This is a genomic window from Avibacterium paragallinarum, from assembly GCF_011765605.1.
Lineage (GTDB): Bacteria > Pseudomonadota > Gammaproteobacteria > Enterobacterales > Pasteurellaceae > Avibacterium > Avibacterium paragallinarum.
Window position 1 is genome coordinate 501619 of record NZ_CP050316.1, and the last position, 15626, is coordinate 517244.

A 15626-nucleotide genomic window follows, 5' to 3' on the forward strand; every position below is an offset into this window, starting at 1 on the left:
TGCGTGAGTATTTGAAAATAAATCGTTATAATGTTGCAAAAGCGTAAAGAGATCAAGCAACTGGAGAGAAAAAATGAAAATTATTGAAGTGGACGAAGAGCTTTATCAATACATTGCGAGCCAAACGAAATCCATTGGCGAGAGTGCATCTGATATTTTACGCCGTTTACTGAATTTTTCTTCTTTAAGTTCAACCCCGCAAAGTCAAAGCACTGCCCCGCACAGCGAGGCTTCTTTGCGTAGCAATCAGAAAACCTCCGCAAAGCGGGAGAATGCGTCAGCGGTAACTCACGCGGAAAGCCAACCTAAAGTGGCGACCAAAAAACAATCCAACGAAGCCATTAATAAAGTGAGTAGCAAAGTGCGAGAGCTGATCCAATCGGCAGATTTTCAGCAAGAAAGTAAAGCGGTGGTGCGGTTTCTCGCCATTTTACGCATACTTTATCGCACCAATCCCGAAAGTTTCGCCCAAGCGACAGAATCTTTACAGGGGCGTACGCGGATTTACTTTGCCCGCGATGAAGGCACATTATTGATGGCAGGCAATCACACCAAGCCAAAACAAATTCCAGACACCCCTTATTGGGTGATTACCAATACCAACAGTGCAAGAAAAATGTTGATGTTAGAGGGGGCAATGCAATCAATGCACTTGCCAGAAGCCTTGATCGATGAAGTGCGTGCGTTCTTCACGGTAAATTAACGGTGTTGTGATGATGTACCCTTGGCAACACTACGCCACTCAAGCTCCCTTTCAAACCAAAGTAGCCTTGCGTAACGAGCAAGGCGAACTTTTTTCTTGGCTTCAGTTGAATAATAAAATCAATGCCGTCGCCGCAGCGTTTTCGCAGCAAGGGGTTAAACAGGGTGATGGCATTGCGTTGTGGGGGAAAAACCATTTTTCTTTGCTCTTGGCTTATTTGGCTGGCATTCAGCTTGGAGCAAGAGTATTAGGGGTTAATCCCGCCTTTCCGCAAGATAAAATCCAGCAACTTTGTGAGGCAAATGGCGTTCATTTCTACTTTTCACTTGAGCCGAAAAAAACACTGAAAAATCTGACCGCACTTTATCTTGCTGATGATGATTTTTCCGCTGATAGAAGAACCTCAACGAAAACAATGGCAGCTTATGATGCACAGCGTCCAGCCACAATGACGCTCACTTCTGGTTCAACAGGTAACCCCAAAGCAGTGGTTCATCATCTCCAAGCCCATTGGGCGAATGCCAAAGGGGTTTGTGAGTTAATGGCATTTGAGCAAGATGACGCGTGGTTGCTTTCCTTGCCCTTATACCACGTTTCAGGGCAAGGCATTGTGTGGCGTTGGCTAGTGGCTGGGGCGGCGTTGCATTTGCCAAGTGAAGATTTTTACGCCGCCGCAACGCAGGTTTCGCATTTATCCCTTGTGCCAACCCAATTACAGCGGTTTTTGGCATATTTGCAACAATCGCCCGCTCAATCAATTCAAACACAGCATATTTTATTAGGCGGTAGCCATATTCCTTTAGCTTTAACACAGGAAGCAGAAAAATGGGGGCTGACCTGTTATTCTGGCTATGGAATGACGGAAATGGCGTCCACGGTTTGTGCGAAAAAAAGTGATAATCGCAATGGTGTTGGTACTCCCTTACAAGGTAGAGAATTGCAACTTATTGAGGGTGAAATCTGCTTGCGTGGTGCGGGGCTAGGCTTGGGGTATTGGCAAAATGGCGAAATTGTCCCTTTAATTCAACAAGATGGCTGGCTACATAGCAAAGATCTTGGCGAGTGGCTTAACGGCGAGCTAATCATTTTAGGGCGGGCAGACAATATGTTTATTTCAGGTGGTGAAAATATTCAGCCTGAGGAAATTGAGGGGATTATTTTGCAGTATCCTAGCGTGAAACAGGTTTTTGTATTGCCCATTGACGATCAGGAATTTGGGCAACGCCCCGTGGCGATGGTCGAATTTGAACAAGGCTTTAAGCAAAGTGCGGTGGGAAATTTACGCGTTTTTCTCGCTCAGCATTTGGAGCGATTTAAACAGCCTGTGCGATATTTTCCCTTCCCCCTTGAATTATTCCAATTAAACGGGCAAATTAAACTTTCACGCCAAGCGGCGAAATCTGCATTAAAAGAATTAGTAGGAAAAGCAAATGAAGTTATTTCGTAAGTGTCTGATTTATTTTTATAGTGTGTTGTTATTATTGACGTTTTCCAATGCAAGTTTTGCGGATTTGCCTACGCTAGACGCAATTCAAGCACAGCTCAATACGGCAAAAAGTGCGGATCAAAATGATCCCAATAATAAGGTTTTACAGCAAAATTTAGAAGAAACTCTCAATTTTTTAAATAAAATTGCTAAGCAAAAAACGGATAATGCAACGCTGAAAAATATGGTGAGCAATGCTCCCGCACAAGCCAGTGCGGTACAAAAGGATATTGATAAATTAAAAACGGCTCCAGCTTTGCAAATCGGGGATTTTAATCGTCTCTCTTTAATTGAACTGCAAAATCAATTACTTAGTACGCAGCAGCGTTTACAACAAACGCAAACGGATTTGGTTTCTATTAATGCACAATTAGTTAGCCAGCGTACTGCTCCAGAAAAAGTGCAATCAGTATTGAGTACGAATTTAATTCGTTCACAAGAAATTGATAAATTATTATTTGATACGACTGTAGATAATGTTGAAAAAACAAAATTAGAAACGGAATTAGCCTTTATTAATTTACAAAATAGTTATAATCAAATGCTGTTGCAAGGGAATAATGATTTAACGTCATTATATACCGTTCAATTAGAAGAAAAGAATTTAATTCAGCAACAACTACAAGCCAAATTATCAATGTTGCAAGAGGTGATTAATAATAAAAATTTACAAGAAACTCAGCAACAAGCGGAACAATTAAAACAATCACAAACCAATATTCAAGACAGTAACCCGATTATTGTTGAGCAACAAAATCAAAATTTACGTATTAGCCAAGATTTAGTTAAACAAACGGCACAATTAAATATTTTGGCTCAGGATAGTTTGCGAATTAAAGGCGTTTTAGATAATTTACAGCAAACAGAAAGAAATATTAATGAGCAAATTAGTGCATTGCAAGGTACATTAGTGCTTTCTCGCATTATTAATAAACAAAAACAATTATTGCCTCAAGATCAAATGGTGCAGGGGCTTTCAAAACAAATTACTGATTTACGCGTACAAATTTTTGATGTAACGGAATTACGCGATAATTTGTATGATACTGATAGTTATATTGCGAATTTAGAAAAAAATGCACAAAAGCCTTTTAGCGATAATGAAAAAACGCAATTAACCACAATTTTACAAGAGCGGCGTAAATTATTATCTGACACGATTACAACATTAAATAATCAATTAAATCTTGCGATCAATATTGAATTAAACCAACAGCAAGTGAGCTCGATTAGTGATACCTTGCAAGGTAAATTGCAACAGCAAAGTTTTTGGGTGAAAAGTAATCCACCCATTGATTTTGCTTGGTTCGCTACATTTTTACCAAAAGTGAAAGCACAGTTGCAAGATATTCACCATCTGATTAATTTTTCCAATTGGAAGAATAATATTTTAGCGGGCAGTTTTTTTGTTATTTTACTCAGTATTTTTACTGTGTTAATTCAATTAAATAACCAAAAAATAAAACATCGTCTTACCTATATTAATAGCAAAATTAATACGCTAAGAGGGGAGCGACAACGTTATACGCCAGAAGCCATTTTATGGACGGTAATTTTATGTTTACGCTCGACTTTTGTTTTCTTAGGGTTATTAATTTTAATTAGTACCTTCTGTTTTGAATCCCCTGAAAGCTTTTGGTTGTGGTCAGTAAAAATGGCGGGATATTGGCTCTTTTTTGCCTTTATTTTAGCAATGTTACGTCCAAATGGTTTGGCGTATCGTCATTTTAATATGCCGCAATATAATGTGCAGTTATTTTATTCCGTATCAAAACGTTCGGTTTGGATTTATGCTTTATGGCTAAACGCCTCTATTTTTACCCATTTAGAGGGGGGAATTACCAATGATGTTATTGGTGAGGTCTTAACCATTTCTATTTTGGTGATTTCGTTATTTATTGTAGGCCCTCGTTTACGCTATGCGGTGAGCATTTATCAGAAAACCCAAGAACAAGCAGGCGAGCAAAGTTATTTATTTAAAATTGCCCGTTTATTATTGGTTATCGCTCCGATTGCATTAATTATTTTGATCGTAATGGGCTATTATTATACCGCACTTAATTTAATGGAACATTTAATGTCCACTTATTTTGTGTTGGTGCTTTGGATGATTGCAAAAGATGTGATTTATCGCAGCTTCACTGTGTCCGCCCGTCGTCTTGCCTACCGCCGTTTATTAGAAAAACGTGAGCAAATGCAAACCCAAAAAGAAGAGGGGAACGACAGCGAAATTAATGCCGAAATTCAGCAAGAAGAGGTGCTGAATATCGCTCAAGTGAAGAGCCAAGTGAAAAGCGTAGTGGATCTCTTACTTTGGGTCGGCTTGTTTGGGCTATTTTATTGGGTATGGTCGGATCTGATTACCGTCGCCTACTATTTAGAGGGCGTAACCCTGTGGCAACAACAAGTGGTAACGGATACGGGAACGGTAAGCGAATCAATTACGTTATTAAATCTTTTATTTGCCTTGAGCATCATTATTGGCACTTATGCTTTGGTGCGGAATATTTCAGGGCTATTGGAAGTGCTGATTTTTTCCCGAATGAGTTTTTCTCAAGGCACGCCTTATACGATCACTACATTGCTCACTTATTTTATCATTGCGATTGGTGGCGGTGCGGCGTTTTCAGTGTTGGGAATGTCGTGGTCAAAATTACAATGGCTATTCGCCGCCCTTTCCGTTGGTTTAGGTTTTGGTTTACAAGAAATCTTCGCCAACTTTATTTCGGGGATCATCATTTTATTTGAACGCCCAGTTCGTATTGGTGATGTGGTTACCATCGGCGAATTTTCAGGTACGGTATCAAAAATCCGTATCCGCTCAACCACCTTGATTGATTTTGATAAAAAAGAAGTGATCGTGCCAAACAAAGCCTTTGTAACGGAACGCTTGATTAACTGGGCATTAACGGATTCAATGACCCGCGTGGTGATTAATGTTGGCGTGGCTTATGGTTCGGATCTGGAATTAGTGAAGCGTTTATTATTGCAAGCCGCTGATGAATGTGAATATGTATTGAAAGATCCTGAACCTATGGCATACTTCCTCGTGTTTGGTGCAAGTACGCTGGATCACGAATTGCGGGTTTACGTTGGCAACCTCAACGAGAGAACGAAAACCATGGATCATCTCAATCGTCGCATTGATGAACTCTTCGCTGCACACGATGTAGAAATCGCCTTTAACCAGCTTGATGTATTTATTAAAAATCAAGCAACGGCACAAGAAGTACAAATTGTGTCAGAAAATTTAGCGAAATCATAAGGAACAAAATAAGGAAAAATAATGGCAGGAAACAGTATTGGACAACTTTTTCGCGTAACTACCTTTGGTGAATCCCACGGCGTTGCCTTGGGCTGTATTGTGGACGGCGTACCACCGGGGCTTGAACTTTCAGAGCAGGACATTCAGCCAGATTTGGATCGCCGTAAACCCGGCACTTCACGTTACACCACACCAAGACGAGAAGATGACGAAGTGCAAATTCTCTCAGGGGTGTTTGAAGGGAAAACTACAGGCACGAGCATCGGAATGATCATCAAAAATGCCGATCAACGCTCGCAAGATTATGGCGAAATCAAGGATCGTTTCCGTCCAGGACACGCTGATTACACCTATCAACAAAAATATGGCTTGCGTGATTATCGTGGGGGCGGGCGTTCTTCCGCACGGGAGACCGCAATGCGAGTGGCAGCAGGGGCGATTGCAAAAAAATATTTGCGTGAACATTTTGGCATTGAAGTGAGAGGCTATCTTTCACAAATTGGCTCAGTAAAAATTGATCCGAAAACGGTAGAAAATATCGCACAGATCGATTGGCAACAGGTGAACAGCAACCCGTTTTTCTGCCCTGATCAAAGTGCGGTGGAAAAATTTGATGAATTAATCCGCGACTTAAAAAAAGAGGGCAATTCCATTGGAGCGAAATTAACGGTGGTGGCGGAGAACGTGCCAGTGGGGTTAGGCGAACCCGTTTTCGATCGCCTTGATGCGGATCTCGCTCACGCCTTAATGGGGATCAATGCGGTGAAAGCGGTGGAAATCGGCGATGGCTTCGCGGTGGTGGAACAGAAAGGTACAGAACACCGTGATGAAATGACCCCTGAAGGTTTTTGCTCTAACCACGCAGGTGGCATTTTGGGCGGGATTAGCTCAGGGCAACCGATTATTGCCACCATTGCATTAAAGCCCACCTCAAGCATTACCATTGCAGGGCGTTCGGTCAATCTTAACAATGAACCCGTGGAAGTGATCACCAAAGGTCGCCACGATCCTTGTGTCGGTATTCGCGCCGTGCCAATCGCGGAAGCAATGACGGCGATTGTGCTGTTAGATCATTTATTACGTTTTAAGGCTCAATGTAAATGAAACACGCAATGAAATTATTAAGTGCGGTGCTTTTTTGTGGCATTTTTTCTGCAACTACCGCATTGGCTAGTCCTGAATATTGGCAAAAAGTGAAACGCCCTATTACGGGCGATCCAACGCCTGTGGGATCATACAGCAACGGTTGTATTATTGGTGCGAAAGCCTTGCCTTTTGACGGCGAGGGCTATCAAGTGATCCGTACGAGTAAAAATCGTTATTACGGCCACCCAGATATGATTGCCTATCTGCAACGCTTAGGGAAAAAAGTGAAAGCCGCAGGCATTCCCACAATGCTCATTGGCGACATTGCAATGCCGGGAGGCGGACGTTTTCTCACGGGACACGCCAGCCATCAAATGGGGCTTGATGCGGATATTTGGTTACGTTTAGGGCGTTTATCCGCTAAAGACGCACAAAACCCTGCGGGAATGGGCTTATTGGTGGTGGATCGAAAAAAACAACGGGTTGATGATCGGCTTTGGACAGAAGACCACGAAAATTTAATTCGCCTCGCAGCGGAAGATAAACAAGTGGCGAGAATTTTCGTCAATCCTGCGATTAAATTAAAATTGTGCCAAACGGTGCGAGGCGATCGCCGCTGGTTACAAAAAATCCGCCCGTGGTTTGGACACGATTCACATTTTCACGTCCGTTTAACTTGTCCGAAAGGCGCGACTTACTGTGAAAATCAAGCACCCGTTCCAGCAGGAGAGGGCTGTGGCGATGAGCTATATTCTTGGTTTAAGCCTGCTAAACCGTCCACTGGCACAGCTACGCCCAAAACGCGTCCGCCTGAGCCAATTTTATGCCAGCAAGTGAGCAACGCCCCGAATCAAAGTGAATGGTTGGATTAAAAAAGGGAGCGACAAATGGAAATCAGCCTAAGCTTTATTGCTATCTTGTTTTGTGTGGCATTTATTGCAGGATTTATTGACGCTATTGCTGGCGGCGGTGGTTTAATTACCATTCCCGCCTTGTTAATGACGGGCATTCCCCCCGCAATGGCATTAGGCACAAATAAATTACAAGCCTGTGGCGGCTCATGTTCCGCCAGCTTGTATTTTTTACGCCAAAGAGCGGTGAATTTAAAAGAGATTTGGCTGTTGGTGCTGATGACTTTCATCGGCGCAGTGCTTGGCACGATCCTTATTCAGTTAGTGGATAGTGCGTTGATTAAAAAAGTCATTCCATTTTTAGTGCTAGCCATAGGCTCGTATTTTTTATTCACCCCAAATTTAGGGGATGAAGATCGGCACAAACGCATTTCTTATGCCACTTTTGCCTTTACGGCAGGATTTGGCATTGGCTTTTATGACGGCTTTTTTGGGCCCGGAACGGGATCGCTGTTAAGTTTGGCATTCGTTACCTTGCTCGGTTTCAATCTTGCTAAAGCCACCGCTCACGCCAAAGTGCTAAATTTCACCTCAAATATTGCCGCACTTTTATTATTCTTAATCGGCGGGCAAATTTGGTGGCAAGCAGGCTTAGTGATGATGCTTGGGCAAATGATTGGGGCGAATTTAGGGGCGAAAATGGTGTTGAGCAAAGGCAAACAACTCATACGCCCAATGGTGGTGATAATGTCGTTTATAATGACTGCAAAAATGGCTTATGATCAAGGCTGGTTTGGTTAATTGAGGATTTATGACACAACAAGATGATGTACGTTTAACCGCCCGCGTAGGCTATGAAGCGAAATGGCAATGGGCATTTTTGTTGCCGAAATATTGGGGCGTGTGGCTCGGTATTTTTGCGTTGGCATTATTGGCATTGCTTCCTTTTTGCTTAAGGGATAAATTCGCTGCCAAAATCGGCTTGCTTGTGGGTAAAAAAGCGAAAAAACAACGCCATCGGGCGAGGGTCAATTTGCAATATTGTTTCCCTGATTGGACGGACGCTCAGCGGGAAAAGGTGATTGACGAAATGTTCATTTGCGTCAGCCAAGTGATGCTCGGCATTGGTGAAATTGCATTGCGTTCTAAAAAACATCTGCAACAACGTAGCGAATTTATCGGCTTGGACTATATTCAGCAAGCCAAAGCTGCGGGGCATAACATTATTCTAATGGTGCCTCACGGCTGGGCGATTGATGCTTCGGGGATTATTTTGCACACCTACGGAATGCCGATGACATCAATGTACAACCCGCACCGCAACCCCTTAGTGGATTGGCTATGGACAATAACCCGCCAGCGTTTTGGCGGCAAAATGCACGCCCGACAAAATGGCATAAAACCCTTTCTTAATGCAGTAAAAAAAGGCGAAATGGGGTATTATTTGCCTGATGAAGATTATGGCGAAGAATTAAGTGAATATGCGGATTTTTTTGCCACTTATAAAGCCACCTTGCCGGGCTTGAATAAAATGGCAAAATTGGCAAAAGCCGTGGTGATCCCTATGTTTCCGCGCTATAACGCCGAGCGGGGAAAATATGAAATGGAAATTCACCCGCCAATGGCAATGAGCGATGATCCCGCTCAAATGGCTAGGGAAATGAACAAAGAAATTGAGCAATTTGTTACCCCAACGCCCGCACAATATGTTTGGATTTTGCGTTTGCTAAAAACCCGAAAAGATGGTGCGGATATTTATCGTTAAATGGCGGAATCTGTGGTAATATGCGTGCCGCTCTTTTTTATGAAAAAACGGTCGAAAATCTGACCGCACTTTAGGTAATAAAATGAATAAACAATTAGAACTGATTAAATCATCAATTAAATCAATTCCAAACTATCCCAAAGAAGGCATTATTTTTCGTGATATTACAAGCCTTGTGGAAGTGCCAGAAGCGTTCAAAGCGACCATTGATTTAATCGTGGCGGAGTACAAAGAAAAAGGCATCAGTAAAGTGATCGGCACAGAAAGCCGCGGCTTTATTTTTGGTGCGCCTGTGGCATTAGCGTTGAATGTGCCTTTTGTATTAGTGCGTAAACCAGGCAAATTGCCACGCGAAACCATCGCACAATCTTACCAATTAGAATATGGACAAGACACCCTTGAAATTCACACTGATGCAATTCAAGCGGGCGATAATGTCTTGATTATTGACGATTTATTAGCTACAGGTGGCACAGTGGAAGCAACGGTAAAACTGGTTGAACGCTTAGGCGGTGAAGTGAAAAATGCCGCGTTTGTCATCAACTTACCTGAGCTTGGCGGCGAACAGCGTTTACGCCAGTTAGGGGTTGTGCCGTTTTCGTTGGTTAATTTTGAAGGGCATTAATTCTCATCATTAATTTTTAAGGATAAAACGAGCAAAAATGAGTTATCAAGTTTTAGCAAGAAAATGGCGACCGCAAAAGTTCTCCGATGTGGTAGGGCAGAAACCTGTTCTTACAGCACTTGCTAACGGATTAAATGAAAATCGCCTACATCACGCCTACCTGTTTTCAGGGACGCGAGGGGTGGGCAAAACCTCAATTGCTCGTTTATTCGCCAAAGGGTTAAATTGTGTCAATGGCGTAACCGCTGAGCCTTGCGGTGTATGCGAACATTGCAAAGCCATTGAAGAAGGGCGATTTATCGATCTCATTGAAATTGATGCCGCTTCACGCACCAAAGTGGAAGACACCCGCGAATTGCTTGACAATGTGCAATACAAACCCGTGCAAGGGCGTTACAAAGTCTATTTGATTGACGAAGTGCATATGCTTTCCCGTCATTCTTTCAACGCGTTATTGAAAACCCTTGAAGAACCACCTGAGTATGTGAAATTCCTTTTGGCGACCACTGATCCGCAAAAACTTCCCGTAACGATTTTATCTCGTTGCATTCAATTTCATTTGAAAGCCTTGGATCAGCAACAGATCGCCGATCATTTAGAATTTATTTTACAGCAAGAAAAAATTCCTTTTGATCGCCTTGCCATTGAAAAATTAGCTAAAGCCGCACAAGGTAGCATTCGTGATAGCCTAAGTTTAACCGATCAAGCCATTGCAATGAGCAACGGCAACATCAGTCTTGAAGCGGTTAATACAATGCTGGGCTTACTTGATGACAATCAGCCCATCGAGATTTTATATGCCTTACAGCAAGGCAACGGCGAAGCCTTAATGAAAGCCATTCAAGCGGTGGCAGATAACGGTGGCGATTGGCTCGAGTTGCTCAAAGTGGTGGCAGAAACGCTACATCAAATTGCGATGTGCCAATTATTGCCACAACCGCAGATCAGCGATGAAAGCCATATCGGCTTTTTGGCGAAGCATATTTCCCCCGAAGATGTGCAATTTTTCTATCAAATTATTGTAAGCGGGCAAAAAGAGCTGGCGTTTGCACCCAATCAGCGTATGGGCGCGGAAATGGTTCTCTTACGTGCCCTTGCATTCCACCCAAAATTAATAAATACCGCCTCTATTGCGGATAGCCAAGCAAATTCTGCACATAGCCGCACGGAAAACAGCACGGCAACAAGTAGTGCAACAAATGGTAGCGTGCAAAATATGGCTGGGAAAAAAGCGGCGGAAATAAATGGCGTGGGAAAAAGTGCGGTCGAAAATCACGGCAAATTAGTTGAAATGCCCGTGGTTTCACCCGCAGGGATCGCACAGCGAGGGAAAACGCCTCAGCCGATAAATCCACAACATGCCACCACGGCTATGCCACAGGCGACGACGATCCCATCGCCGATCGAACCCTCTTCAGTGCAAAGCTTAGGCAATCCTGCGTTAGATGCCTTGAATGCCTTAGATCAGCTTTCTAGCACGCCAATTCAAGAAAAAAAAAACGCTGAACCACAGTTAGATATCGCCGCGATCTCTTTGCCAGTGGTTGAACGCAAATTTACTCGAGCGAAGCCTCAGGCGGTATCGCAAGAAAAAGCAACGCCTGTTGCAATGACAACGCCAGTAAATCCGCCAAGAAATCAAAGTGCGGTGGAAAATTCGGATGATTTTTCCTCAGACAGCGAAAATGAAGAAGACATCAATCTTGATGAAAATTATCGTTGGAATTGGCGTAATCCCGAAATGGCAAAAGATCAAGAAAGTGCCAGTCCGTCGGAGATCCGTAAAGCCATTTTGGATAACAGCACCCCAGAGCTGAAAGAAAAAATTCTCACGATGGCAAAAGCACAGGATAAATGGACAGAAACCATCGAACAGCTAGGCATTTCAGGTTTGTTAAAGCAAATGGCGATGAATAGTTTTATTCTTCAGCAAGATGAAACACAGCTCACCCTTGGCTTGGCACAGGATAAGCTACACCTCAATAACGAAAAACTCCAAACCCAGCTACAAAATGCGTTAAGCCAATTTTACGGTAAAGAAATTCATTTATCCGTAGAAACCAGCCCGCATTCCACACAACTCACTCCAACGGAACATCGCAAAAAAATCTACCTCGAACTAAGCCAACAAGCCCGCAATGCTTTACAACACGATGAAAAATTACAACGTTTTTGTGAAGAATTTAATGGCATATTGGAGCTAGAAAGTATTCGTCCAGTTTGAATTTATGCTTAAAAATAGGTATTTATTATTTATCTAATTGTTTTCTCTCTATGTTTATGAATAAAAACTGTGCGGAAGATCACAGAAATTGCAACAATATATTTACACAAATTTTACTCTTGTTAAACTCTCGCACGGAATTTTATCTTTAAATTTTTATGAGGTTCTTTATGTTATGGTTTCTGTCTTGTGTAGTTTTATTGCTACTCGGTTATTTTATTTACGGTAGGATTGTTGAACGTGTGTTCAAAATTAATCCAAACCGTGCAACACCTGCTCACACAATGGCAGACGGCGTGGATTATGTGCCGATGTCTAAAAAGAAAATCTGGCTTATTCAATTATTAAATATTGCAGGAACGGGTCCGATTTTCGGTCCAATCCTTGGTGCGTTGTACGGGCCTGTTGCAATGCTATGGATCGTTTTTGGCTGCATTTTCGCAGGAGCAGTCCACGATTATTTCTGCGGAATGTTGAGTGTTCGTAATGGCGGTCAATCTGTGCCTAACCTTGCAGGGAAATATTTAGGTGTACCCGTTAAGCATTTTATGAATGCACTCGCCCTCGTATTATTAATCCTTGTTGGGGTAGTGTTCGTTATTTCACCAGCCAGCTTATTAACCAACCTAACGGTGGATAATGTGGGTGAAATGTTTAACTTAGAAATGAAAAGCACCTTGTTAGTTTGGACGGCAATCATCTTTGGTTATTACATCATTGCCACCTTAGTGCCAGTGGATAAAATTATTGGTCGCATTTACCCACTGTTCGGGGCGTTATTGCTATTTATGTCTTTCGGAATGCTATTTGCCTTATTGTTTGAAGATAAAGCTTTATTCCACACGGTTGGCGAGATGAGTTTCTCTAAATTCTTTGAAAATATGCATCCAAAAGATTTACCAATTTGGCCGTTAATTTTCGTAACCATTGCCTGTGGTGCGGTCTCTGGTTTCCACGCAACACAATCTCCATTAATGGCACGTTGTATGGAAAACGAAACAGAAGGTCGCTTTGTTTTCTATGGTGCGATGATCGGTGAAGGCGTAATTGCTTTAATTTGGTGTATGGTAGGCTTAACTTTCTACGATAGCCCAGCATTAATGAATGAGGCGATCACAGCAGGCACACCGTCAAAAGTGGTGTATGATTCTGCAACCCATATGCTTGGCTACTTTGGTGGTATCTTAGCGGTACTTGGTGTGGTGATCTTACCAATTACCTCTGGGGATACGTCATTCCGTGCTGCACGTTTGATTATTGCTGAATTCTTCAAAATCGATCAACGTAGCTTAGTGAAACGTTTAATGATCGCAATTCCATTATTCGTGTTAGGTTTCATTATTTCTAAACTTGATTTCCAAGTGATCTGGCGTTATTTCGGCTGGGCAAACCAAACTACCGCAATGGTAATGTTATGGACAGCCGCGGCTTATTTATACCGTTATCATAAATTCCACTGGATTTGTACTATTCCGGCGATCTTTATGACAATGGTATCAGCTACTTTCCTTGCTTACGCGAAAATCGGTTTAGGCTTAAGCTACGATGTATCTGTTTGGGTTGGCACAGGTTTAACAGTATTAGCAGTGATTTGTTTCTTTACTTTGTTAAAACCAATTTCCAACGGTGATCCTGATTCAGAAATTGTTAAAAGCTAATTAAAAATACGCAAAAATTTAACCGCACTTAATTTATTTAAGTGCGGTTTTTTTTCTGAGAAATTTAGCTATCAATATAAACCAAAGATTTATTTTGCATTGATCTCATTGCCGCACTGGCAATATAAATTGCATTTGCAGGCAACTCGCTGAGTACACTCGGTTTATTGGCGAATAAGTGCTGAAAAATGCTCTCGGCTTCAAGCTCAATCGCACGGGTCATCCAATAAGGGCAATGTTCATTAGGTTGCCCATATTTCTGAATGCCTTTACTACTTTCACGCAATGAAAGATCGGCTTCAAATTCATTATACATATTGAAATGCTCTCGGTTGCCGTTAGCAAAGGTGAGTGTTACGGTTGAGGTAAAGAAATTGATGAGCATTGAGCCTAGTTCACCGTGAATAGCGATGTCCCATTTAGGCAAGCGATAGGCTGTACCCATTTCCAGCGAGCCGAATACGCCGTTTTTAAATTGGAGTAATAATTGAATAATGTCGTGATGATCGGGTGTTTCAAGGTGGGCACGATTGGTGGATTGAGCAAAAACAGCGTCCACCTCACCAATCAGCCACGCTAATAAATCCAGTTCGTGAATTTCGTGAAAGAGTTTACCACCAGTGAGTTGAATATCATTTTTCCACCAATCTTTTTGATAAATTGGGTTGATCCAACGTTGGCGATTGGCTCGTACAACAGTAATTTTACCTAATCGTTGCTGAGTTAAAAATTGTTTGGCTTGTTGTAAACCGGGTAATACTCGCAAGCAATGCCCGATAAACAATGGGACATTTTTGGCTTTGGCTTGTTGGAGTAAATCCGTTGCGTCTTGTGCGTTGATGGTAAAAGGCGTTTCAATAAAAACCGCACAGCCTTGTTGAATGGCGATTTCGGCAAGCTGGCGATGGCTTTGATTATAGGTGGCAATCAAGACCAAATCGACTTTTTGTTGAGCCAATAAGCTGGCTAAATCGGCGTAAGCAAAAGTGCGGTGCTTTTCTGCTAAGTTTTGTGCAAGGTCAATTTGCAAATCGGTTACGCCCACGAGTTTGGCTGGGGATTGGTTAAAAATTGCGGCGAGCTGTTGTCCGAAAAAGCCACAGCCGACTAAAGCAACATTAATTTGATCCATTTTCTTTCTCCTTTTGTTGTAAGCGTTGGCGTAAGGCTCGGAAATAGCGTAACAGGGCGTGCTGAAACCGATCGACTTCTCGGGCTTCAACCGCATCTACCCATTCTCGATATTGCAAGGCAATATCTGTTGGTGAAAGTTGTGGCGGCGGTAAATTGGCTTCTTGCTGTTGAAAGATTTGCCAAAAGGCATCTAAATATTGCAGTAATAACGGGTTTTGAATGGCTTGATAAGTTTGCAGATGAATTTGATATTCCAGTTCCAGTGAAAATTGCTCTTTGCGTGCAAGCCGTTGTAACTCAAGGCTCATTGACTGTAATTCCTCAATGTGGCGTTCATTGATATGGGCAATGGCAAGAGGGGCAAAACCGTATTGTAAAATTTCTCGTACATCTAAAATATCTAGCAGATATTTCATATTGTTCTGCAAATGCAACTGAGTGTGAAAGGCGAGGCTGTGGATCATCGGGGTGAGCGAAGAGGAGCTAATGAATGTGCCAACACCGTGTCGAATATCTAAAATATGCAAGGCTTCCAATGACTTAATCGCTTCACGCAAGCTAGAACGGCTAACAGCTAAGGTTTCCATTAGCTCATTTTCCGTAGGCATTAAATCCCCTTCTTTTAAGCCACGATCTAAAATCAGTTGCTTAATTTCTTCTTGCAAAGCGAGATTTTTCACTTTTTTTTCAGATTTTGTCATTTTTGTGATCTCTATCGCAGAAATATTGTACAGAATAAGACATCATATATCTAAATTTAAGACATCTGATGTCTTATCTCTTAATTGATTAAATAGTAACTTATTTTAATGGCATTGTCAGTGAATAA

12 protein-coding genes are annotated in these 15626 nt (G+C 42.2%); 10 read left to right on the forward strand and 2 right to left on the reverse strand.

All coding sequences use genetic code 11. From position 1 onward, the window contains the following. Positions 1–73: 73 nt before the first annotated feature. The 10 genes from seqA to HBL79_RS02650 all read left to right on the forward strand — a co-directional run bounded on the left by seqA (position 74) and on the right by HBL79_RS02650 (position 13663). On the forward strand, positions 74–703 hold the full coding sequence (gene seqA, locus HBL79_RS02605; protein ID WP_035685917.1) for a replication initiation negative regulator SeqA: 630 nt from the start codon (positions 74–76) through the stop codon (positions 701–703). A gap of 13 nt (positions 704–716) precedes the next feature. After that, positions 717–2150, forward strand: a complete 1434-nt coding sequence (menE, locus tag HBL79_RS02610) for an o-succinylbenzoate--CoA ligase (protein WP_035686027.1) — start codon at positions 717–719, stop codon at positions 2148–2150. Then, a complete protein-coding gene (gene mscK, locus HBL79_RS02615) occupies positions 2134–5454 on the forward strand; it encodes a mechanosensitive channel MscK (protein WP_035685915.1) in 3321 nt (1106 codons plus the stop codon). The genes menE and mscK overlap by 17 nt, the downstream gene beginning before the upstream one ends. Before the next feature lie 21 nt (positions 5455–5475). Next, positions 5476–6558 carry a chorismate synthase gene (gene aroC / locus HBL79_RS02620; RefSeq protein WP_035685913.1) on the forward strand — a complete coding sequence of 361 codons (1083 nt, stop codon included), beginning with the start codon at positions 5476–5478 and terminating at the stop codon, positions 6556–6558. An 8-nt stretch (positions 6559–6566) separates the two neighbouring features. Next, on the forward strand, positions 6567–7412 hold the full coding sequence (gene mepA / locus HBL79_RS02625; protein WP_046097450.1) for a penicillin-insensitive murein endopeptidase: 846 nt from the start codon (positions 6567–6569) through the stop codon (positions 7410–7412). A gap of 15 nt (positions 7413–7427) precedes the next feature. Further along, a complete protein-coding gene (locus HBL79_RS02630) occupies positions 7428–8192 on the forward strand; it encodes a TSUP family transporter (RefSeq protein WP_035685909.1) in 765 nt (254 codons plus the stop codon). A 10-nt stretch (positions 8193–8202) separates the two neighbouring features. Next, positions 8203–9156 carry a lauroyl-Kdo(2)-lipid IV(A) myristoyltransferase gene (lpxM, locus tag HBL79_RS02635; protein WP_035685907.1) on the forward strand — a complete coding sequence of 318 codons (954 nt, stop codon included), beginning with the start codon at positions 8203–8205 and terminating at the stop codon, positions 9154–9156. An 82-nt stretch (positions 9157–9238) separates the two neighbouring features. Next, complete coding sequence (gene apt, locus HBL79_RS02640; RefSeq protein WP_035685904.1) at positions 9239–9781, forward strand: adenine phosphoribosyltransferase; 543 nt, start codon at positions 9239–9241, stop codon at positions 9779–9781. Positions 9782–9818: 37 nt separating this feature from the next. Further along, complete coding sequence (gene dnaX / locus HBL79_RS02645; RefSeq protein ID WP_046097417.1) at positions 9819–12005, forward strand: DNA polymerase III subunit gamma/tau; 2187 nt, start codon at positions 9819–9821, stop codon at positions 12003–12005. Positions 12006–12175: 170 nt separating this feature from the next. Next, positions 12176–13663: a carbon starvation CstA family protein gene (locus tag HBL79_RS02650; RefSeq protein WP_035685899.1), complete on the forward strand. Its 1488-nt coding sequence runs from the start codon at positions 12176–12178 to the stop codon at positions 13661–13663. Between the two features lie 64 nt (positions 13664–13727). Here HBL79_RS02650 and HBL79_RS02655 read toward each other — a convergent pair whose 3' ends face one another. Both HBL79_RS02655 and HBL79_RS02660 read right to left on the reverse strand, forming a co-directional pair. Further along, positions 13728–14795, reverse strand: a complete 1068-nt coding sequence (locus tag HBL79_RS02655) for a Gfo/Idh/MocA family protein (protein WP_035685896.1) — start codon at positions 14793–14795, stop codon at positions 13728–13730. Then, complete coding sequence (locus HBL79_RS02660; RefSeq protein ID WP_035685892.1) at positions 14782–15498, reverse strand: FadR/GntR family transcriptional regulator; 717 nt, start codon at positions 15496–15498, stop codon at positions 14782–14784. Before HBL79_RS02660 ends, HBL79_RS02655 begins: the two co-directional genes overlap by 14 nt. Positions 15499–15626: the final 128 nt, after the last annotated feature.

Coding starts and splice junctions, on each gene's coding strand:
- menE (WP_035686027.1), top strand. CDS start 717: ATGTACCCTTGGCAACACTACGCCACTCAAGCTCCCTTTCAAACCAAA.
- HBL79_RS02655 (WP_035685896.1), bottom strand. CDS start 14,795: ATGGATCAAATTAATGTTGCTTTAGTCGGCTGTGGCTTTTTCGGACAA.
- dnaX (WP_046097417.1), top strand. CDS start 9,819: ATGAGTTATCAAGTTTTAGCAAGAAAATGGCGACCGCAAAAGTTCTCC.
- HBL79_RS02650 (WP_035685899.1), top strand. CDS start 12,176: ATGTTATGGTTTCTGTCTTGTGTAGTTTTATTGCTACTCGGTTATTTT.
- seqA (WP_035685917.1), top strand. CDS start 74: ATGAAAATTATTGAAGTGGACGAAGAGCTTTATCAATACATTGCGAGC.
- HBL79_RS02660 (WP_035685892.1), bottom strand. CDS start 15,498: ATGACAAAATCTGAAAAAAAAGTGAAAAATCTCGCTTTGCAAGAAGAA.
- lpxM (WP_035685907.1), top strand. CDS start 8,203: ATGACACAACAAGATGATGTACGTTTAACCGCCCGCGTAGGCTATGAA.
- mscK (WP_035685915.1), top strand. CDS start 2,134: ATGAAGTTATTTCGTAAGTGTCTGATTTATTTTTATAGTGTGTTGTTA.
- aroC (WP_035685913.1), top strand. CDS start 5,476: ATGGCAGGAAACAGTATTGGACAACTTTTTCGCGTAACTACCTTTGGT.
- apt (WP_035685904.1), top strand. CDS start 9,239: ATGAATAAACAATTAGAACTGATTAAATCATCAATTAAATCAATTCCA.
- HBL79_RS02630 (WP_035685909.1), top strand. CDS start 7,428: ATGGAAATCAGCCTAAGCTTTATTGCTATCTTGTTTTGTGTGGCATTT.
- mepA (WP_046097450.1), top strand. CDS start 6,567: ATGAAATTATTAAGTGCGGTGCTTTTTTGTGGCATTTTTTCTGCAACT.